The organism is Methanosarcina sp. KYL-1 (assembly GCF_024372725.1).
In the GTDB taxonomy this organism is placed as follows: domain Archaea; phylum Halobacteriota; class Methanosarcinia; order Methanosarcinales; family Methanosarcinaceae; genus Methanosarcina.
In genome coordinates this window covers 1-19,485 of record NZ_VOUA01000027.1, presented here as the reverse complement: position 1 = coordinate 19,485, position 19,485 = coordinate 1, and the positions used below count along the sequence as shown (strand labels likewise).

Sequence of the window (19,485 nt, the reverse complement as noted above, 5' to 3'; positions counted from 1 at the left end):
GCCGACAAGATAAAGTTCTTCGAGCCCGGGAAAATCAAAAATCCGAAATTCATATCACAGAGTTTGTGGATGTTTTGTAAATGTTTTTTCTCTGGAATAGCCTGGATGCAGCTCTGTACTCTGAGTTTTATTTGCCTCCAGGGACTGTTCTTTGATCTGACTTAGCTCCTCACCAGATCGTTTTTTCTTACAATTCAGGCTTTCGTTTTAAAATTCAGGCAAAAATTTTACTTTTTTATAAATGCTCTATCTCCAAAACGTTCTTATGTGATGGAGTACTTTTATTGATTGACAGTCAGTCAATAAGAGGATATAAGAGATGACCAGAATAATCAAAGACCCTGCGGAGAGAAGGTTGGAGCTGATTGAAGCGGCTGAGAGCCTTTTTGCAAAAAAAGGGTATGAAGACACGGCAGTCAGTGAGATCGTCAAAAAGGTCAAGGTTGGGCAGGGAACATTTTATCATTATTTCAGGTCCAAGGAAGATATTCTGGAAGCAGTAGCTGAGAAGATTGTAGCCCCGTATGTTGAAGACGTACGAAATATCGCAAAAGGCAATGAGGATCCCGCAACAAAGGTGAACTCCATACTGAACGGCATTTTAAAAGCTAACGATTCCGACCTGGGCATTATGAAGCTAATGCATCAAAAGGGAAACCATTTGCTTCACCAGAAAGTGGAGAAAGCACTTCAAGAGGGGATGTCGCCCATTGTAACTGAGATATTATCAAGGGGTATTGCAGAAGGAATTTTTAAAACAGAATATCCTGATGAATCTTTTGGATTTTTGATAGCCTCGACGCTTTATCTTTCTCATAATCTCTCATGGGATCGTGAGTCTCGTGAGAGAATGCGCACTGCTTTAGAAGAGATAGCATCCAGGGTTCTTGGGGTCACTGATTATAGGTTCCACCTTGAGATTTGATTTTGTAATTAGGACTTACGCACTTGAAATGCCGAAAAGTTAATTTCATTTAAAATATAATTATATTATAGTAATTCACCAAAAACGTACGGAGTTATGGACATAAATCCACCCAAGTGTAACGAGTTTGAATTCATTAATTTTCTCATTGCGGCTTCTAACGTTTTTAGTTGTACTGAAGCCGCTAGATGTTATCCAATCGTAGATAATGCTCCTTCTCATGACTCTTTTACTCGCTTACTTCAAAGGCAACCTCCAGACACGGAAACGCTATGGGAGGAAGTAAAAAGCTATGTTAAGCCTAAAGAAGGATTTCTGATTGTTGACGATTCAACATTAGATAAACCATACGCAAAAGAAATGGCTTTTGTTCGTCCTATGTGGAGTGGAAAACATCATCGTACTGTAAAGGGGATAGGTCTGGTCACCTTAGTTTGGACAGACGGTACAACCGTTATACCTATCGATTTTAGGATTTATAACATTGATGAAGACGACAAAACAAAGAATGACCATTTCCTCGATATGCTTGACAAAGCCGAAGAACGCGGTTTTAATCCAGAATTCGTTTTGTTTGATACATGGTATGCAAGTGTGAAAAACCTTAAAGCCATAAGGAAGAAAGAATGGCACTTCCTTACGAGGTTAAAGACTAATCGTTCGGTAAATCCTGACAACAAGGGAAACGTGCCACTTGAAACCGTAGATATTCCTACAAAAGGACTTGTGGTTCACCTCAAAGCATATGGATTTGTAAAGGTGTTTCGGATAGTTTCAAAAGATGGAGACACGCAACACTGGGTTACAGATGTGCAGGATATGGATGAATCAAAACGTGAAGATTTGGCAAAGAAGTCATGGAAAATTGAGGAATATCATAGAGGGATTAAGCAATTCTGTGGTGTCGAAAAATGTCAGGCAAGAAAGGAAGAGTCGCAAAGAGCACATATAATGTTCTCATTAAGAGCTTTTCTCAGACTGGAATTACAAAGGGTCAAAAGTGGAATATCCTGGTTTGAAAGTGCTATGAAAATTAGAAGAGTAGCAGTGACAGCATATTTAAATGACCCTCTATACACATTAAATTAATTAATGTAAAAGAGAGAGTGTTAAAAACGATATGCTGAGGCCCAACTGCGTAACTCCTAGTAATATTTCAATGATGTTTTTTTGAATCTGCTCCTGATTGACAGTCAATCAATAAGTGAATGGCAAATTCCAGGGTCTGTTGAATATAACGAAAACAGGAGTATGTTAATACTGTGATGTAAAAAACATTGATCAAATCTGAAAAAGCGAGGACATACCCCATGTTTGAATAAACGTGGAAAGATTCGCAGGCATATGGTTTTCAGTAACTCTCCCCAACTATCCAAAATTAAAAGGAGGAAGAAATATGGCGAACAAATCTACGGATGTATGCCCCTATCAGAGGGCATGGACTCTTGACAACTGGGTTCGCAGGCTTTTGCAAAACCCTTACAAAATTGTTAGAGATTATATAAAAGAAGGCCAGGTTGTTCTGGATCTGGGCTGCGGACCGGGATTCTTTTCCCTGGAAATGGCAAAGCTGGTGGGTGAGAAAGGAAAGGTCATCTCAGTGGATATTCAGGATGAGATGCTTCAGATATTAAAGAATAAAAGCGAGCTTAAGGAACTTAATTCTCGAATCGTCCTTCATAAAGCCCAACCGGAAAAGTTAGGTATCTCCGAAATGGTAGATTTTGCCCTTGCTTTTTACATGGTTCACGAGGTTCCGGATAAAAAGAGTTTCTTGGGCGAAGTCGCTTCCCATCTCAAGCCCGAGGGCAGATTTTTGATAGTCGAGCCAAAATTCCACGTCTCAAAATCCGACTTTGAAAGCACCCTGGAAGTTGCAAGATCCGTAGGCCTGAAACAGGTTTCCAAACCCGGGATTTCTTTCGACAGAGCAGTACTTTTGAAGCCTGGTTTTTCCGGTGAAGCCGCTTAAGTAAACGAATTGTTCCAAACCCCACTCTTTTTTCCTGTTTTAAATTTTACCTGGAACTTCCTGAAACACTATGGCAGTCCTCAAATCGTTTACAATCCCTGGGACACCCTGCCTGTTTTCTCTCTCCCGTTATCCCGAATAAATTCAGGACTATCTCGATCCAGCGAGAACGGACCTCATCCCAATCAACGCCAAGAAGAATAAGAACCCTCATCCCATTGAATAACGACACGAGAGCAACTGCAATGGTACGCGGATCGGTCCCGGAGGGGATTACGCCTTTTTGCTGTTGTTCTGCAATTTCTAGGGCTGGCTCTTCAATTCCGCGCTTCATGCCTTCGATCGACCTTTTCTGGACTTCAGGTTTGTGTGCTGTCATCCCGAGGATTTCTAAGTATAGTGCCTGTACTTTAATGTCAGGTGACATTACCTGGTCAAAAATTTCTATCCATGTGTCAACGGGACATGTATCGGAGTTTCGGGTTGTTTTTATCCCACGGTATTGTTTCTGAAGGTAATTTGCGCTTTCTATAACCAGTTCATCCTTATTCTTAAAATAGCGGTAAAGGGCGGGTTTGCTGACATCAAGGCGGCGGGCTATATCTTCCATTGTGGTGTTACAGTACCCTTTTTCATACATTACCTCCAGCCCTGCTTCAACAATTCTTTTTTTTGCCTCTTCCCTGTACTCAGGAAGCATCTTCGACAACACAATCACCTTCTCAGACTTTAGTTTCAACTCTTATATAACTTACCAATGAAGTACTAAAATTACTAGTGAGTAACTTTAACTACTATCAAGTATTATTGATACTATGGACCGGTCAACTATGAAGAAAAAGATGAAAATTTGGGAAAATCAGGATCAAGAAAAGAAGAAGCAGGTCCTGAAGGATGAGATATTATGGAAAAACCGGAAAACACCGAAAACAAAATTCTTGAAACTGGCGAGAAGAAAAAAGGATCAAGTGTTACAGCCGAGAACGTAGCTTTTGTCAGAGCTCTCGAATCTCTCAAGCCGGAGGGCGAACGCATCTGTTATGACCCGTACGCTGTCCGATTTCTTAGCCAGCAGTATTTGATGTTCATGAAAATGGCAGCTCGTGACCCATCCAGGACCCCGTTCCCCGGAGTGCATAACTCACTTTCAGCAAGAGTCAGATATTTTGATGATTTTGTAAACAGGGCTATTGATAATGGGGTTTGCCAGCTGGTTATCCTGGGTGCAGGGTACGATACCAGAGCATACCGAATCGAAGGACTCAGGGGTAAGGTCAGGGTTTTTGAGATCGACCATCCCGGAACTCAAAGCGTGAAAATGGAGAAGATCAAAGATATCTTCGGCTCACTTCCGGATCACGTCGAGTATGTTTCGGTTGATTTTGAGGCCGGAAACTTTGGTCAGCAACTGATAGAACACGGATACGAAAAGTCGCAGAAGACCGTTTTCATAATGGAAGGACTCATCTACTACCTCCCGCTGAAAACCGTTGACGGGATTCTGTCCTTTATTGCAAAAAATTCGGGCATAGGGAGTGCCATCATCTTCGATTATGTCCACGAATCCAGTATTGACAGGACAGATGGAATATGCGGCGTGCAGTGTACGGCATGCGACCAGAATGAAATTAAGAATGCTACAAAAGACATGGCAAAACAGGGAGAGCCTTATAAATTCGGCATCAAGGAAGGAATGTTAGAGTCATTCCTTGCCCAGCGGGGGTTTTCCCATGCTTGCAATGTAACCAGTGAGGATTATAAGAAAGCCTATTTCCATGGGATCAATGAAAGCCGGCCAGTATGCTGCCTGTCATATTTCGCCCATGCAGTAGTGAAGTAAGACCCAATCATCTGTTAAGACCAGATCATCTGTTGCTGGATCTATAAACAATAAAATGAGACTTTTAGGAGATGAATTATGGAAAACACCATTGACGTAAAAAACAATTCAACTATTGCATTCACAGGCGGCCGGATACTCACCATGGACTCCGAACAAAAATATGTAGAGGCCGTAGTTATCAGTGGAGACCGCATTGCTGCAGTTGGTGACAGCAGTATCCTGAAATCTTTTCCCGATGCAGAAATTTACGACCTGAAAGGCCGGGTTTTACTTCCTGCTTTCATAGATTCCCATAACCACCTGTCCTCATTCGGCTGCTTTTTCCCTGCCTGGGCAAACCTGATAGGCTTAGCGAAAAAGGAAGCCATACTGGAAGCTGTTCAAAAGCAAGCCCGAAAAGAACCGGGAAAAGAATGGATTGTCGGTTTCGGCTGGTTTGATGGCAGGATGGGGGGGGTTGACCTGACTAAAAAAGATCTTGATGAAGTCAGCTCTGACAGGCCGGTCCTTCTCATCCAGGCCACCTTCCATCAGAGCGTAGTAAATACCCGGGCACTGGAACTTCTGGGTATCAACCAATCTACTCCTGACCCACGCTGCGGGATTATTCTCCGGGAAAGTGACGGGACACCAACTGGAGTGCTTGTTGAGTCTGCTCAGGTTCCTGCGTTCAAACTGGTAATGGAAACTGACACCGGTACGCTTGCAGACCTCATCGAGGCGCGTGCTAAAGATCTCCTCCAGTTCGGAATCACCGCTGTCCACGATCCCGGAGTCACACCAGATGCTGAAGCGGCATATAAAAAGCTCCACGCTGAAGGGCGGCTTCCTGTTTCAGTGCTTATGATGCCGCACGGAGAGACTCTTCTTGATAACCGGCTGGGCCATCGGCTTCAGGGGCCGGTCACCGGAACGGGCGATGAAAGGCTGCGTGTGGGTCCTGTCAAATTATTCGCTGACGGTGCAACAGCAGAAACAGTGGCCTTTTCTCTAAAAATCGGAGGGCAGACTATAAACAGCGGTAGATACCGGGATGATTTTGAGGAAATGCTCTTTGCAGCGACAGAAAAGGGCTTCCGGGTATGCGTCCATTCTTTTGGGAACGCAACAACCGATGCGGTACTTACGGCATTTGAAAATGCTGCTCTTCGGGCTCCAGCAGGATTTGAAATACGCCCGCGCCTGGAACATGTAACTCTCATAAACGAACTGCAGATAAAACGCCTTGCTGCCATGGGCGGGTGTGCATGTATCCAGCCTCAGTTTCTGTCGAGGGCGCAAAATACAAAACAGGTTGTGCTGGATGATGGAAAGTGGTATGCCTACGGCGACCTTGTGAAGGGCGGAGTAACTGTGGCTTCCAGCAGTGACGATCCCGGGGGATTTATGGATGCTCGTGACCCTATTCAGGGTTCTGTCATGGGTTCAACTATGAGCGACGTAGCAGGCAATGTTATCTTTCCTGATCAGGTGCTTCCTTTTGAGAAGTGGCTCTGGATGTACACAGCAGGGGGAGCCTACACCGGCGGGCAGGAGAAAGAACGCGGAATGCTGAAAAAAGGTATGGTTGCGGACCTCATCATCCTTGAGGGCAGCCTTGACCCGAAAGATCCTCCTGTTGTTGCCGAAACCTGGGTAGCGGGGGAACGGGCATATTTACGATAGAGTAGTGTGCATGAAAGAGTAAAACCAGCATCGGAACTTTGAATGTTCCGCAAATGGTAAAAATATGAAGAGTTGCCAAAACTAAGGAATTTGTGTTATACTAAGGAATCATGTTTTTTGGAGGGCAAGGGCTTTTGCCCCCAATATTTTTGAAGAGACCTTTAATTAGCTTTCTCATCGAGGAATGAGAAAGAGGAATAGAAGGAGGAATGAGAATGACTCTGAAACTCATTACAAACCTGCAGAACCTCGGTTTTACGGAAAACGAAGCCCGAACCTACGCTGCCCTTGCAGGTTTGAAAGAAGCGACTGCAAGGGAGATTTTTGAAGCGAGCGGTGTTCCCAGGTCCAAAGTGTATAAGGTCCTCGGGAGAATGGCAAAGAAAGGGTATATACGGACCATTGGCGGGAACCCTACACTCTTCAGCCGTATCTCTCCTGAGGAGCTGACCTCAAGAATCAGGGAGGACTTTATGCTTTCTCTTGATGAGGTTTTCTTGGAACTCCATGCTTTAGGCCCCGGTGATGAAGCAGTTATTTCCGAAGCATAAAGGATAGAATACTTAAAGTGTAGTAACCATCCGGGCACTTGAATCAGGCCACTGCGACACTTATCTCAAAAGGATTTGAAAGGTTATCAGTGACTTCTATGTACAAAATTTCCGATGAGCTGACGTCTTCCGCATAGTCAGCCTTTGCTTCATAGGTTCTTGTTACATTTCCATCAAGGGTCAGGACATACGTGTAAGTCCCGAGTTCAACTTCAATTCCTTCTGTATGCACTTTTTCTTCAGGATCAAGTTCATAAGTCTCGCTGAATATCGAAACATTTTCGGCATCAAGGATTTCTACGGTGACCTCATGGGCTTCAATCCCCTTATTTGACAGATAAAACTGGAGTGGGTCAACTTTCCTGATCTCCGTACATCCTGAAAATGTGACCATTACTGCCATAAGAACCAGCAGAAATGTTAAGAACCCGATTTTCATCCTTCAACACCCTTGAAAACAAAGGGCTGATTCCATAAATAATCACCTGCAGGCTTCCTATTCTACGGATTTATCCTCTGCGAATAAATGTATCCTCTGCGAATAAATGTATCCTCTGCGAATTTATTATCTTCAAAGTTCGACCTGTTTCGTTTTACATACAAAACTTATTTTTTATATTTTCTGCATTATTATGCAGGTAAATAAGAAAGTAAAAATAAGATTGAAATAAATTTCTAATAACAGAATATAAATTTTGAAATCGAACCGGTTTTTTACGTGATCCCAATGGCTGAAAAGAAACACCACCATATCCCGGGTCCCAGAGAAATCACACATGAAATCGCTGAGGAAACGAAAGAAATCACACATGAAATCGCTGAAGGGATCACCCGTCTTTATTGCCCGGTGAACCTGAGGCATCCCCCTTCCCTTAAGAACATGAGCCACCACCTGCACGAGCTCATTGAATCGAGGCTCTGGCTCAAGATACTGCTCGGCATGCTGCTGGGGGTTGCGGCTGGGCTGCTGCTAGGGCCTTTCGGAGGGTTTGTTGAACCCGGTATGGCTGAGCTTATAGGGGAATGGGTTGCCCTTCCGGGGTACATTTTCCTGGGCCTCCTGAAGATGATCGTAATACCGCTCGTACTTGCTTCCATTATCCTGGGGGTTGCTTCAAGCGAGAGCATGAGCGACCTTAAGAAAACAGGGCTTTCAACTGCGGCTTACTTTGTCGTGACCACTGCCATTGCGACCTGTATCGGGCTCGGGATGGCGCTTTATATCCGGCCCGGCCGGTTCATAAGCGGGGATCTGTTACAGGCTGCAATGGCTGGAGAAGTCCCGGCAGGGGCACAGGATATGAGTTTTTCTTTCTCGCTGGGGACTCTGCCTTCAAAAATCGGAGGGCTCCTCCCCGCTAACCCCCTGGACGCCATGGCAAAGGGGGAAATGCTGCAGGTCGTGATAATTGCAGTCATCATCGGGGTCGCCCTGGTCTCCATGAGCCGACGGCAGGCAGCTCCCGTGGTCCACCTGCTTAACTCGGTGCAGGCTATCTGCATGACTGTAGTGAAGTGGAGTATGGCTCTTGCCCCGATTGCGGTTTTCGGGCTCCTGACCAAGTTTACTATCATGCTGGGAATAGATGCCCTTGTGGGCATGGCCGTTTATGTGGGGACAGTGCTTGCAAGCCTGGGGCTCCTGATGGGCATGAACCTGGTAATAATCTCCGTCCTTGCCCGGAAAAACCCCTTTGCGTTCCTGAGGTCCATAAGGGACGTCCTCCTCCTGGCTTTCTCCACCTCAAGTTCGGCGGCAGTAATGCCCGTTTCCATAAAGGCTGCGGAAGAAAAGCTGGGGGTCAGGCCTTCCATTTCCCAGTTCGTAATCCCGCTGGGGGCAACGGTCAACATGAACGGGACCGCGCTTTACCAGGGAGTTGCAACGGTCTTCCTGGCCGAGGTCTTCGGGATCCACCTGGGGATCGGGCAGTTGCTGCTTGTTATGGTAATGGCGGTTGCGGCGGCTATCGGCACCCCCTCGATTCCGGGGGTGGGAATTGTCATCCTTGCAATGATCCTGAGCAGCGTGGGCATCCCTACTACAGGAATTGCCCTTATTATGGGGGTTGACCGGATCCTTGACATGAGCCGCACAGCCGTGAACGTTGCCGGAGACCTCGTGACCTGCGTGGTTATGGACCGCTTTGTCGGGAAGAAAAGGGAAACTGTAGCCGAAAAAGTCAGGGGGATGGAAGGGGCTGTATGCGTACTCGAAGACGAGAGCAGGAAAGTCGAACAGGGCAGTCCAAAACAGGGCGTTCCAGCGCCTGTGGATGCGGAAACTCCAGGAACTGAGTGAAAACCGCTTTTCGGAGATGTAACAGCCCTTTCAGAGTTTCTTTCAGAGTTTCTTTCAGAGCTCCCTGTTACAGCCCTCTTTTTTTTCTATAAAGTTCCAGGGCCTTTTTCACCCTTTCTTCCTCAAGCATTCCTGTGGTGGAAGCCGTTTCAAAGAACCTTTTCGGGAGGGCCAGGTTTTCAAAGCTGAAGCCGAATTTCTTTTTCAGTTCGTATTTTTTCTTCAACGTGTCCCTGCCAAGTTCTTTCAGTTCCTCTTCGGTTTTGCGGATCCCTATGGCTGCAAGGGCTTCAATCACGTTTTCGTATGTATACACGTTTCGGGCAAAGAGACAGATGGTCAGGGAATTGAGCATGCAGCGCAGGTCGTCTTCTTTGATCAGCATGTCGATTATTTCTTCGTCCGACATCTCTTTGTTAAAGGCCTTCTGGTCTGCGGAATAGCCGGCGTTGTCCAGGTGGGAATGGCGGACGCCCATGGTGAGCCCAAGGATATTTCCAAGGCCAGTATGGTAGCCAGGGATTTCCAGCCCTCCCAGATGGATTGCAAACTCTTCCCCTCCGTATTTTTTTGAGGCGTATACCACGCCCTTTCCCAGGGCTGCATAGAATTCGTTTGGAGCCCGGACCACAAGTTCGATTGCCCGGAGGTAAGCTGCGGCATCTCCCCAGTTCAGCTCAAGCCCCAGGGTCTCTTCGGTCGAGATCTTCTTTTTCTGCAGCATCTCGGTTGCCCAGGCAAGCACGACTCCCATGCTGATTATGTCAACCCCGGTTTTTTCGCAGGCGTCGATGAGTTCGAGCACGGCTTTTGGGTCCTCAACTCCCAGGTTTGAGCCGAGGGCATATATCAGCTCGAAATCATAGGAAATGTTCAGGGTCTCGTACTCGTGGGCTTTTGAAAAGGGGCGCTTGAGCATGGCAACGTGGATACAGCCTATGGGGCAGCCGGCGCAGGAGACCCGGCGGATCAGGTAGTTGTCCGCAAAATGCTCCCCGGAGATTGTTTCTGCCCCCTCGAAGGAAGTCCCCTGCAGGTTCCGGGTGGGCAGGCCTCTGAGTTCGTTTAAGACCAGGACGTTTTCGCTTGTCCCCAGGTTGTGGTATTTTTCCATAAGCCCGGTCTTCACGATTGTATCGTAGAGCTTTTTATACTGCTTCTTGTAGGCCGTGTGGTCGGGGCTTCGGATTTCCTGGTCCCCGGAAATGACAATCGCCTTCAACTTCTTTGCCCCGAAAACGGCTCCCAGCCCCAGGCGCCCGAAGTGGCGGTAGGTGTCCACGTTAACGCTTGCGTATTTGACCCCCTTTTCTCCTGCAGGCCCTATCCGGATAATGCTCCGCCTGCCGGCCCCGGGTTCCACATCGCGGATGATTTTCCCGACGTCAATGGTAGAGGAAAGGTTCCAGATCGAAGACGCGTCCCTGAACCTGACTTTATCATTGTGGACTGAAACGTATAGAGGGTATTTGGAAGCCCCTTTGATGACAATTGTTTCGCACCCTGCAAAACGCATGGACATGGCCAGGTGCCCTCCGGCATAGGACTCCCCGAGTTCTCCGTTTAGAGGAGACCTGAAAAGGGCAACTGTTTTCGTGCAGGTCGGATAGACGCCTGAGAGGGGGCCTGTGCTGAGAATGACAGGCATTTCCGGGTCAAGGGGGCCTGTGCCTTCTTTGTACTCTTCGAGCATGAGGTTTACGGCAACCCCGGAACCCCCAAGGTATTTTTCGTAAAGGTCCCGCCGGTCCACAATTGAGTAGCTCCGGTCGGTCATGTCCAGGTACAGCACATTTGTAAGGCCCGGGATGGCGTACTTTTCTGTCGTCGTTATTACCTTTTCTGCTGTCATTTTACCTCCTCAGCCTCCTTTTTCCCGCTCCCTCTCTCAGCCTTTTTCTTCTCGTTTTCTTCCTCAGCCTCTTCCTTCCCGCTTTCTCCTTCCTCAGCCTTTTCCTTCCCGCTTTCTCCTTCCTCAGCCTCTTTTTTACCGTAAAGTTCCTTATGGGACTCAGTAGGGCTAACAGGGCCTGTATCAGTTACTTTTACTTCTCCGCTGTCTTCTACCTCAATCATTTCAAGCACGTCATGCGGACAAAACTTTGTGCAGACACCGCAGTGCTTGCAGATTACTGCTTTGTTTTCCACATCCAGGTGGATTGCTCCCATCAGGCAGGCTTCAACACATTTTCCGCACCCGTCGCAGATCTCCCGATTGAAATTAACTCCTCCCCCTTTTCGTTTGGTCAGTGCCCCGATAGGACATGCCCTCATACAGGGGGGGTCTACGCAAGCGTGGCAGACAATTTGAGCATAAGGAGTTTCGATTCCGCCTTTTGTCTGGATATTAATTCTGCTGTTTTTCAAAGATATGGTGTTGTACCAGGTCCTTGCACAGGCCCGCATGCAGGAGTAGCAGCCTATGCAGCGGGCCGGGTTTGCAACCTTCAGCCTTTTTGCCATACTTCCCTCTCCAGTCCCCTATTAAGGAAAATACGTGCCCCCGGCTTATATACTATAGCATTGCCAGGGCCCGAGATTTGTGGGATTACTTCTGGAATAAAAACCAAAAATATCTTCGAATAAAAAAATCTTCGATTATATATTTATTATGTTTTGAAACATATTCATGTTCGAATGTAAATCGAAAGGTCTTTATTCTCGGCTCGCATAATAGGATAGTGGATTCCGGTTTGTCAAATTATTTTATAAATAGTTATCGGAGATATTCTCACCTGGAAGGTTCCAAATGCAGCAAAATAAAATGATGCAGCATAACAAAATGATGCAGCAGAACAGGATGATAATCGGTGCTTTCGGTGTACTGTTCATGGTGGTAGCGTTAATCGGTTTGTTCTGGGTATGACCCTGAACATGCGCGGTTCGGGGTCCGGAGTTCCGGGAGATGCAAAAATTCCATTTTTGAATAAGTGGAACTTTTTCTCCCCGGGCCTGCCCCGGCTTCCCCTTAAGCACGGATTCGGAAAAGAAGTTATCAAGAACAAGGAACCGGTTATTTTCTTTGCGGCTCCAAGCAGTTACTGAAAGCTCACCCTGTATAAGCAGGAAGCCCCAGGTTCCCGGGCTTTCTCCGAAAGGTCGTACAGGGGGTTCCAGCTCAAGGCCGGCACGGCAGAGGACGTTGCGGGAAACATGGCCTGCCCGGAAGCTGAGAACTCGATTTAGCCTTACACTTTCACCAGGTCCGGAAAAAAGCCCCGGGAAGAAGATGTTGTGGAAAGAGGGGCTTTAAAGGCATGAAAATTGTTTGAAGACCTGGATATATTAAGGACAGGACATGCAGGAAGTGTGAACCTGCGAGAGTAATCGTTGAAAAGGTTCTGGCCGGTGAGGACAACGAAAAGGAAATTTCGTTTTCCCCCGGTTTCAGGGCCCCCTACTTTCAAAATGATCTTTTTTCAGTTCAAGAAATTTATCGGATTCTGGCCAAAAAACTTTTCGTATTTTGTAAATCGGAAAGTTTTTATTCCAATTTTACATTATTAATATTGTAGAATTAAACCTTTAACATTAAATGAACAGCTATCGAATATATTTAAAAAGATATCCGGTACGGAAGGTTCCCTATGCAGCAAAACCAGGTGATAGTTGGCACGTATGGTTTACTGTTTGCCCTTGTCTTGATTATCAGCCTTTTATGGGTATGACCCAAAATCTCCAGGTATTTCCCTGAGAATTTCGAGTCCGTCCCTGGTTGGTAATGAAAAAGAAGGGATGGCCTGATCTCTTCGGGCCCTGTAGAAAACTGGCAATTCTTGCCTGCGGTCCAGGTTTTTGGACAAAGCCTCTGCTGAAGAAGTTGTTGTAAAAGGAGGGGCTTAAAAACCTGAGCCTATTATCGTTTTTATGAAGTGCTTTTTTTATAAAAGTTGGTTTATTCTGGGGCTAGTTTATTCTTGAATTATTTTGTTGGTCGTCCGCAGTTATATTGCTAAGATATTTTTATGATTAAGTATAAAGAAATGGAATATGATGATGCTTTTTGATTTCGGCTCTTATTAAAAATCCATCTCGGTGAGTGGGAAAAGGTGTAAGTTTCTGGTTGACCCCTTCGTATTTATACCAAAACATGCATAATTATTCCGCGGGTGAAGGAAATGGCCAGATGTGAACACTGTGGAAAAGAAGTTGAGAATACGGTAAAGATAAAAGGGCAAAAACTCTGCACCGAATGTGTCGTTGAGGTACAGAAAAATATGGACCTGGACAGCCTGGGTTACAGTGCCTGCATCTAACTCCGGCAGCACAGCCGGGTCAACTGTTCCCCTTCAAATATCCCATTCAACTGTTCCCCTTCAAATATCCCATATTACTGTGAACTTTCCGTATATCTATGCGGTTTCCGCATATTCCGTGGTTTCCGGAAAGTTTTCAACTTCAGGTCAGTAAGATTATATATAAAGTAATTTTTAACATACCCTGATTCAAAGCTGAATTACGGCTTCATGGCAGCACTTTGATTTTATTCAAAGTTCCACAGCATGTGGAATTGTGTTGTGAGTTGTGTTTGTGAATTGAGAGAAATATGTGGACATGAATTAAACGGAGCTTGATTCACAGAAAGAAATAGAGGTAGTTTAGGGAATGAAGAAATACGATGTAGTTATTGTCGGAGCGGGTGTAAGCGGGCTTCTTGCTGCGCTTACGCTTTCCAAGCACGGAAAAAAAGTCCTTGTCCTTGAGAAAAACCGGTACCTGGGGGGAAACTGCAACAGCTATATGGTAGACGGCTACCAGGTAGACACTGGGGCACATGCAATTACCCACCTGCTTGAGGGCCCCCTCCGGAGGCTGATGGATAATTATTTTGATTTCCAGCCCGTGTTTGAGGACTACGGCCACTACTACGTGAGGACCGAGAACACTTTTTCAAAAGTCCCTTCCAACCTGAAAGATTTCGTGACTTTTGACGTGCTCCCGAGAAAAGACAGGCTTGTACTCTCCCAGGCTATTACGAAAGCCCTTACGTTATCCTCCTTCGGAATTGACCTCTCCCGCCAGTCCGTATACGATTTCCTGCCAAAAAACCTCTCCAAGGATACCTGCGACTTCGTGGACACCATTTCCGGTTTCCTTTCGGGAAAGTCTATGAAAGAAACCTCTGCCCAGCGCATCCTCTCGGGCAGTAGTTTTGTCAGGGACAGTATCACCCAGGAACAGTTTGACGCCATGATCGGAAAAATAGAACCGAAAAAGCGCCAGTCTGCCGAATCCATCCTTGCCTCAATTCTTCCCTCCCACCTCCATGCCTCCCTGCAGGCCAGGATGACCAGGGTCGCCCAGCCCTTTACGTCCCTTGAAAGGCTTGCCACAAACCAGGTCCATTACTCCCAGGGCTACCCCAGGAAAGGGCTAAAAGCCCTCTTAAACGCAATCGTCTATTCCCTCCCGGAAAATGTTGAGATAAAAACCGAGTGTAAGGTGACCGGGATCCTTGTGCAGGACGGAAGGGTCTCAGGCGTGGAAGCTGATGAAATCTATCCCGCCGACCTCGTGGTCTACACCGGCTTTGCAACCGAGATTCCCAAACTGATAAAAGACCTCCCTCCGGTTTATGCCGAAGACCTGGGGGGCATCGTCCACAGCAAGAGCCTGACAATCTGGCTGGGTATGGACAGGGAGCTTCCGGAATTCAACTACATTGGCTCAGAGATCTGGTTCAAAGACTTTGCCTACTGGGCAATGCCCATAAGCAATTACGACCAGTCCCTTGCCCCCAAGGGCAGGCAGCTTGTGGGCTTTTCCTTTGTGATCGACGAGCACAGGAGTGAAGAGCACGAACTCAAAAAAGCCTACGAAACGATCTTCCGGGCCCTACCCAACATTGAGAAACACATCGACCTGCAGCATGAGCAGATCATGATCCCCGAAAAAGCTGCAGTCACCATTGACGGGAAATTTGCAGACATCCGTACTCCCATAAAGAACCTCTACATAGCAGGCACGGACACGGACAGGCGCAGCATGGGGATTACCCGGGCAGCGTACTCAATAATAGAGCTTTTGAAAATCCTGAACGAGGACGGAAACCTCCATTGAGACACCCTTTGAGAGATTCCAATCTTTTTTCTTCTCTCTTCTCTCTTCTCTCCCTTTTTTCTCTCTTTTTTTCTCTCTTTTCTTCTCTCTTTTCTTTTTTTCCTCACACTTCTTTTCTCAAAACCTTTCTCGTTTTATCTCTTAAGGCGAGAAGACCCCCTTCCTCGCTAGTTCCGGCTTTGCCGGAAATGGCAGGGAGGGGATGAAAGCCGTCCACTTTCCTGCACTACGATTAGTTAACTTGCCTATATACATATAAATTCGTAAAACGTTTGGTAATATGATGTTAAAAGCCTATAAATTCAGGTTGTATCCTGCCGCCGAACAAAAAACCATGATAGCTAACCATATCGGTAGTTGCAGGTTCGTCTATAACTGGGCTTTAGAACAGAAAATCAAATCTTACGAGCAGGAAGGGAAATCCCTATCCCAGTATGACCTGAACAAACGGCTTCCTGAACTGAAAAAAGAACATGAATGGCTTAAGAAAGTAAATTCTCAGTCATTGCAGGGAATGACGAAAAACTTAGATTCCGCCTTTACCGGGTTTTTCAGGGAAAAGAATGGTTTCCCTAATTTCAAATCAAGAAAGAACCCCATACAGTCTTTTCCTATCCCTCAACACTACACTGTTGATTTTGAGAATAACGTTGTCAAACTCCCTAAAATCGGTAAAGTTAAAGCAGTTCTCCACAAGAGGTTTGAGGGAAAACTAAAAACAGCAACTGTTTCCAGAACCTCCACTGAAATCTACTATATCAGTATTCTTGTGGATAATGGTGAAGAGTTGCCTGAAAAACAGGAATTTTCGGCTGATACAACTGTAGGGGTTGACGTGGGTATCAAGGATTTTGCAGTTCTCTCAACAGGAGAAAAAATAGAGAATCCTGAGTACCTGAAAAACTCTATGAAACGCCTGAAAGTCCTGCAAAAAAGAGTAAGCAAAAAACCGAAAGGCTCAAAGAACAGGGAAAAAGCCAGATTAAGGCTTGCCAAACTCCATGAAAAAATCAGCAACCAGCGAAACGATTTCCAGCACCAACTTTCTTCTAAACTTATACGCGAGAACCAGGCAATAGCTGTGGAAACGTTATACATTAACGGTATGCTTAAAAACCATCATCTTGCACAGGCAATAAGTGATTCTTCATTGAGCAATTTTATTACAAAGTTAGTGTATAAAGCTGAATGGTTCGGGAAAACCCTGTTAAGGATAGGGAGGTTTGAGCCATCAACAAAACTTTGTAACGTTTGCGGGTATCACAATTCAAACATAACTCTGGATGTTAGGGAATGGGAGTGCCCTGTGTGTAAAACAAAACATGACAGGGACATAAATGCCGCTATTAATATCAAAAAATTTGCACTTCAAGCTCAAAATCTGATTGTAACTTGACACCTGCGGAACGTGGGGAAGAGCCTGTGGACTTGCGGAGCTTACTCCGGGGAATGAAGCAGGAAGCCCCTTCCTTAAAAACCTGAGCCGTCAGGCGAAGGTTTTAGGGAGGGGTAGTTCACTTCCTGTATCCGGCAAAACTTATCAGCTTGCCAGCTAATCTAATAGAAACAACTTGGAACGAAAGAAGAAGCAAGAGGTTAAGATTCCGGTTATGTGGTTGGTGGTAAAATATGTCGTCTGGAAAGGTGAATGAAACAGGTTCGATTTCAGGCTTCGAGCCTCCCTGGTATTACGCAGGGGAAGAAGCCGACTTAAAGGAAGGAAAACTCCTGCGTCTTGAGGCCGGGGGAAAAGATGTGCTTCTCATCAAGAATGAAGGGCAGGTTTACGTATTCTCGAACATCTGTCCCCATGCCCGCTGCCCGCTGGACAGGGGCAGGCTGGAAGACTTTACTCTCACATGCCTCTGCCACGGAAGGAGATTTGATATCAGGACAGGGAAATGCTTAAACGACATGCTGGAGCTGAAAAAGTATGAGTGGAAGCTTGAAGCCGGGAAAATAGGGGTGAAGATCGAGGGATAAACTGTTAATAAACTGTTAATAAACTGTTGATTAATTGTTAATAAACTATTACTCTAATTTCAAATGAGTGGCACTCTCAGGTCCTATATTTAGGTAGGTCCTTATGTTTAGTTTTTGAAAAGGAGGGAGCAGAATTAGTAACGGCTCAGGAATTACGGGAATCTTAAGTCTTGTGTGTGGGTTAATCAGTGTCTTTATTTCCCTGTCTTTCTGGTTCGGGGTAGCAAGTGTGTTTCTTACATCTTTTGCCATACCTTTTGCCCTTATAGGCATCGTCCTTGCCCGGTCCCGTCTGAAAAAAGGCCCGGACCCTGTTGCACAGGCAGGGCTTACTGCAAGTGTCTTCGGGTTTATACTCAATATTGCGGCGTTTGTGATGTTTCTCATATTTTTCAGGTAAAGCCGGGGTCTCCCCTTATATTTTCCATTTTTTGGTGCTTGTTCTGCCCGGGAAATTGGTTCAGTTTTTAATCCTGCCTCTGGTTCTGCTTCTGGTTCTGTTTTTTGTCCTGCGTTTGATTATGCCTTTTTCCAAATTATATTTATATCAGGAGTTTACAGCTCGGTTTTTTATATGGAAATTTATTTATACTTATTAGTTCTGATAAAAAGTTATATATATTACTTATAGGTAATAAGATTCCGTTCACCGCTAATCCTGCCAGTACCGGGCAGAAACAAAAAAACTAAAAAAAGAAGATGATGGGATGACAAACCAGAAAATTTTTGACGATTTACGCGATGCAATCGCAAGCCAGAATATTGCAGGCTGTGCGCAGTTGACCCAGGAAGCCCTGGATGCAGGAATTCCGCCCCTCGAGATGATTACAAAGGGCCTTTCCGCCGGGATGAAAATAGTAGGAGAGAGGTTCGAAGCCGCCGAGATTTTCCTGCCCCAGATCATGATGTCTGCAAAAGCAATGGAAGCAGCCATGAAGATTCTCACCCCCGAGCTTGAAAAGACGAAGGGTGAATCCGAGGGGACCGGGCTTGCAGTCACTTTTGTTGCTGAAGGAGACATCCACGACATCGGACACCGCCTTGTCACCACCATGCTCGGAGCAAACGGTTTTGAGATCCTTGACCTTGGAGTGGATGTCCTCAATGAAACCGTTGTTGAAGAAGCTGCAAAGCACAAAGGTGAAAAGGTCGTTCTTGTGGGTTCTGCCCTTATGACCACCTCGATGCTCGGGCAGAAGGACCTCATGGACAGGCTCAGGGAAGAAGGCCTGAGGGACAGCGTAAAGTGTATGTTCGGAGGCGCTCCCGTATCCGGCAAATGGATTGCGGAAATCGGAGCGGATGCCACGGCAGAAAACGCGGCAGAGGCTGCAAAGGTAGCCCTTGAGATCATGCAGTAACCCGAAGGGACGGCTGGGACTATGACATTCAGAAAATCATTTGATTGCTATGACTTTTATGACAGAGCAAAAGTCGGAGAGAAGTGCACCCAGGACGACTGGGACCTTATGAAAATCCCTATGAAGGCAATGGAGCTCAAGCAGAAGTACGGGCTTGACTTCAAGGGAGAGTTTATCCCGACAGACCGGGAAATGATGGAAAAGCTCTTCTCCGCCGGCTTTGAGATGCTGCTGGACCTCGGTATCTACTGTACCGACACACACAGGATCGTAAAGTACACTGAAGCCGAAATCTGGGATGCTATCAACAACGTCCAGAAGGAATTCACCCTCGGGACCGGCAGGGACGCAGTCCGGGTCTCCAAAAGGGAAGTCGGGGACAGGAAGAAGCCCATCGTCCAGGGCGGTCCTACAGGGTCCCCTATTTCCGAAGACGTTTTCATGCCCGTCCACATGAGCTACGCCCTGGAAAAGGAGGTTGACACAATCGTAAACGGTGTCATGACCTCCGTCCGCGGGAAACCCCCGGTTCCGAAAAGCCCCTACGAAGTGCTTGCCGCAAAGACCGAGACCAGGCTCATCAAGCAGGCCTGCGCCATGGCTGGCCGCCCGGGAATGGGCATATAGGGCCCTGAGACCTCCCTGTCCGCTCAGGGAAATATTTCCTCTGACTGCGCCGGCGGGATGCAGAGCACCGACAGCCACGAAGTCTCCCAGCTCAACGAACTCAAGATCGACCTCGATGCAATCGCCGTAATTGCCCACTACAAAGGAAACAGCGACATCATCATGGACGAACAGATGCCGATTTTCGGCGGCTACG

18 protein-coding genes and 1 pseudogene are annotated in these 19,485 nt (G+C 46.4%); 15 read left to right on the top strand and 4 right to left on the bottom strand.

From position 1 onward, the window contains the following. Nucleotides 1-319 precede the first annotated feature (319 nt). From FTO70_RS14670 to FTO70_RS14660, 3 genes are all read left to right on the top strand, one after another. Complete coding sequence (locus FTO70_RS14670; RefSeq protein WP_255336510.1) at nt 320-925, top strand: TetR/AcrR family transcriptional regulator; 606 nt, start codon at nt 320-322, stop codon at nt 923-925. A 96-nt stretch (nt 926-1,021) separates the two neighbouring features. Continuing rightward, a complete protein-coding gene (locus tag FTO70_RS14665; protein ID WP_255336509.1) occupies nt 1,022-2,014 on the top strand; it encodes a transposase in 993 nt (330 codons plus the stop codon). A gap of 235 nt (nt 2,015-2,249) precedes the next feature. Further along, complete coding sequence (locus FTO70_RS14660; RefSeq protein ID WP_255336508.1) at nt 2,250-2,897, top strand: class I SAM-dependent methyltransferase; 648 nt, start codon at nt 2,250-2,252, stop codon at nt 2,895-2,897. Nucleotides 2,898-2,943: 46 nt separating this feature from the next. On the opposite strand, the gene FTO70_RS14655 is transcribed toward FTO70_RS14660, so the two are convergent. Further along, nucleotides 2,944-3,597: a TetR/AcrR family transcriptional regulator gene (locus FTO70_RS14655; protein WP_255336534.1), complete on the bottom strand. Its 654-nt coding sequence runs from the start codon at nt 3,595-3,597 to the stop codon at nt 2,944-2,946. A 204-nt stretch (nt 3,598-3,801) separates the two neighbouring features. Between FTO70_RS14655 and FTO70_RS14650 the strand changes: the two genes are divergently transcribed. From FTO70_RS14650 to FTO70_RS14640, 3 genes are all read left to right on the top strand, one after another. After that, a complete protein-coding gene (locus FTO70_RS14650) occupies nt 3,802-4,737 on the top strand; it encodes an SAM-dependent methyltransferase (protein WP_255336507.1) in 936 nt (311 codons plus the stop codon). Nucleotides 4,738-4,815: 78 nt separating this feature from the next. Then, nucleotides 4,816-6,405, top strand: a complete 1,590-nt coding sequence (locus FTO70_RS14645; RefSeq protein WP_255336506.1) for an amidohydrolase — start codon at nt 4,816-4,818, stop codon at nt 6,403-6,405. 215 nt (nt 6,406-6,620) lie between these two features. Beyond that, on the top strand, nt 6,621-6,956 hold the full coding sequence (locus FTO70_RS14640; protein WP_255336505.1) for a TrmB family transcriptional regulator: 336 nt from the start codon (nt 6,621-6,623) through the stop codon (nt 6,954-6,956). 43 nt (nt 6,957-6,999) lie between these two features. Here the strand turns inward: FTO70_RS14640 and FTO70_RS14635 are convergent, their stop codons facing one another. Continuing rightward, entirely contained in the window at nt 7,000-7,359 is a 360-nt protein-coding gene (locus tag FTO70_RS14635; RefSeq protein WP_255336504.1) for a hypothetical protein, read from the bottom strand. 324 nt (nt 7,360-7,683) lie between these two features. Between FTO70_RS14635 and FTO70_RS14630 the strand changes: the two genes are divergently transcribed. Then, nucleotides 7,684-9,258, top strand: coding sequence for a dicarboxylate/amino acid:cation symporter (locus FTO70_RS14630; RefSeq protein ID WP_255336503.1), 1,575 nt, complete (start codon nt 7,684-7,686; stop codon nt 9,256-9,258). A gap of 67 nt (nt 9,259-9,325) precedes the next feature. On the opposite strand, the gene FTO70_RS14625 is transcribed toward FTO70_RS14630, so the two are convergent. Continuing rightward, the gene (locus FTO70_RS14625) at nt 9,326-11,110 is read right to left on the bottom strand and encodes an aldehyde ferredoxin oxidoreductase family protein (protein ID WP_255336502.1); all 1,785 of its coding nucleotides are present in this window, start codon (nt 11,108-11,110) and stop codon (nt 9,326-9,328) included. Then, nucleotides 11,107-11,721 carry a 4Fe-4S dicluster domain-containing protein gene (locus FTO70_RS14620; RefSeq protein ID WP_255336501.1) on the bottom strand — a complete coding sequence of 205 codons (615 nt, stop codon included), beginning with the start codon at nt 11,719-11,721 and terminating at the stop codon, nt 11,107-11,109. Before FTO70_RS14620 ends, FTO70_RS14625 begins: the two co-directional genes overlap by 4 nt. A gap of 399 nt (nt 11,722-12,120) precedes the next feature. On the opposite strand from FTO70_RS14620, the gene FTO70_RS14615 reads away from it, so the two are divergent. The 8 genes and pseudogenes from FTO70_RS14615 to FTO70_RS14580 form a co-directional block, all read left to right on the top strand. Then, entirely contained in the window at nt 12,121-12,303 is a 183-nt protein-coding gene (locus FTO70_RS14615; RefSeq protein ID WP_255336500.1) for a hypothetical protein, read from the top strand. A gap of 1,073 nt (nt 12,304-13,376) precedes the next feature. After that, nucleotides 13,377-13,514 (top strand): hypothetical protein, encoded by a 138-nt coding sequence (locus FTO70_RS14610; RefSeq protein ID WP_255336499.1) that lies wholly within the window; start codon nt 13,377-13,379, stop codon nt 13,512-13,514. A 349-nt stretch (nt 13,515-13,863) separates the two neighbouring features. Further along, the gene (locus FTO70_RS14605; protein WP_255336498.1) at nt 13,864-15,318 is read left to right on the top strand and encodes an NAD(P)/FAD-dependent oxidoreductase; all 1,455 of its coding nucleotides are present in this window, start codon (nt 13,864-13,866) and stop codon (nt 15,316-15,318) included. Nucleotides 15,319-15,601: 283 nt separating this feature from the next. Continuing rightward, the gene (gene tnpB, locus FTO70_RS14600) at nt 15,602-16,714 is read left to right on the top strand and encodes an IS200/IS605 family element RNA-guided endonuclease TnpB (protein ID WP_255336497.1); all 1,113 of its coding nucleotides are present in this window, start codon (nt 15,602-15,604) and stop codon (nt 16,712-16,714) included. A 233-nt stretch (nt 16,715-16,947) separates the two neighbouring features. After that, complete coding sequence (locus FTO70_RS14595; RefSeq protein WP_255336496.1) at nt 16,948-17,301, top strand: Rieske (2Fe-2S) protein; 354 nt, start codon at nt 16,948-16,950, stop codon at nt 17,299-17,301. Between the two features lie 229 nt (nt 17,302-17,530). Then, complete coding sequence (locus FTO70_RS14590) at nt 17,531-17,701, top strand: hypothetical protein (RefSeq protein ID WP_255336495.1); 171 nt, start codon at nt 17,531-17,533, stop codon at nt 17,699-17,701. A 307-nt stretch (nt 17,702-18,008) separates the two neighbouring features. Continuing rightward, nucleotides 18,009-18,662, top strand: a complete 654-nt coding sequence (locus FTO70_RS14585) for a methyltransferase cognate corrinoid protein (protein ID WP_255336494.1) — start codon at nt 18,009-18,011, stop codon at nt 18,660-18,662. A 21-nt stretch (nt 18,663-18,683) separates the two neighbouring features. Further along, nucleotides 18,684-19,485 (top strand): annotated as a pseudogene (locus FTO70_RS14580) (monomethylamine:corrinoid methyltransferase); the annotation flags it as partial.

What these genes read in the sequence shown, in the direction of transcription:
- FTO70_RS14670 (WP_255336510.1), top strand. Translation starts at nt 320, where the DNA reads ATGACCAGAATAATCAAAGACCCTGCGGAGAGAAGGTTGGAGCTGATT.
- FTO70_RS14665 (WP_255336509.1), top strand. Translation starts at nt 1,022, where the DNA reads ATGGACATAAATCCACCCAAGTGTAACGAGTTTGAATTCATTAATTTT.
- FTO70_RS14655 (WP_255336534.1), bottom strand. Translation starts at nt 3,597, where the DNA reads ATGCTTCCTGAGTACAGGGAAGAGGCAAAAAAAAGAATTGTTGAAGCA.
- FTO70_RS14650 (WP_255336507.1), top strand. Translation starts at nt 3,802, where the DNA reads ATGGAAAAACCGGAAAACACCGAAAACAAAATTCTTGAAACTGGCGAG.
- FTO70_RS14645 (WP_255336506.1), top strand. Translation starts at nt 4,816, where the DNA reads ATGGAAAACACCATTGACGTAAAAAACAATTCAACTATTGCATTCACA.
- FTO70_RS14640 (WP_255336505.1), top strand. Translation starts at nt 6,621, where the DNA reads ATGACTCTGAAACTCATTACAAACCTGCAGAACCTCGGTTTTACGGAA.
- FTO70_RS14635 (WP_255336504.1), bottom strand. Translation starts at nt 7,359, where the DNA reads ATGGCAGTAATGGTCACATTTTCAGGATGTACGGAGATCAGGAAAGTT.
- FTO70_RS14630 (WP_255336503.1), top strand. Translation starts at nt 7,684, where the DNA reads ATGGCTGAAAAGAAACACCACCATATCCCGGGTCCCAGAGAAATCACA.
- FTO70_RS14625 (WP_255336502.1), bottom strand. Translation starts at nt 11,110, where the DNA reads ATGACAGCAGAAAAGGTAATAACGACGACAGAAAAGTACGCCATCCCG.
- FTO70_RS14620 (WP_255336501.1), bottom strand. Translation starts at nt 11,721, where the DNA reads ATGGCAAAAAGGCTGAAGGTTGCAAACCCGGCCCGCTGCATAGGCTGC.
- FTO70_RS14615 (WP_255336500.1), top strand. Translation starts at nt 12,121, where the DNA reads ATGACCCTGAACATGCGCGGTTCGGGGTCCGGAGTTCCGGGAGATGCA.
- FTO70_RS14610 (WP_255336499.1), top strand. Translation starts at nt 13,377, where the DNA reads ATGGCCAGATGTGAACACTGTGGAAAAGAAGTTGAGAATACGGTAAAG.
- FTO70_RS14605 (WP_255336498.1), top strand. Translation starts at nt 13,864, where the DNA reads ATGAAGAAATACGATGTAGTTATTGTCGGAGCGGGTGTAAGCGGGCTT.
- tnpB (WP_255336497.1), top strand. Translation starts at nt 15,602, where the DNA reads ATGTTAAAAGCCTATAAATTCAGGTTGTATCCTGCCGCCGAACAAAAA.
- FTO70_RS14595 (WP_255336496.1), top strand. Translation starts at nt 16,948, where the DNA reads ATGTCGTCTGGAAAGGTGAATGAAACAGGTTCGATTTCAGGCTTCGAG.
- FTO70_RS14585 (WP_255336494.1), top strand. Translation starts at nt 18,009, where the DNA reads ATGACAAACCAGAAAATTTTTGACGATTTACGCGATGCAATCGCAAGC.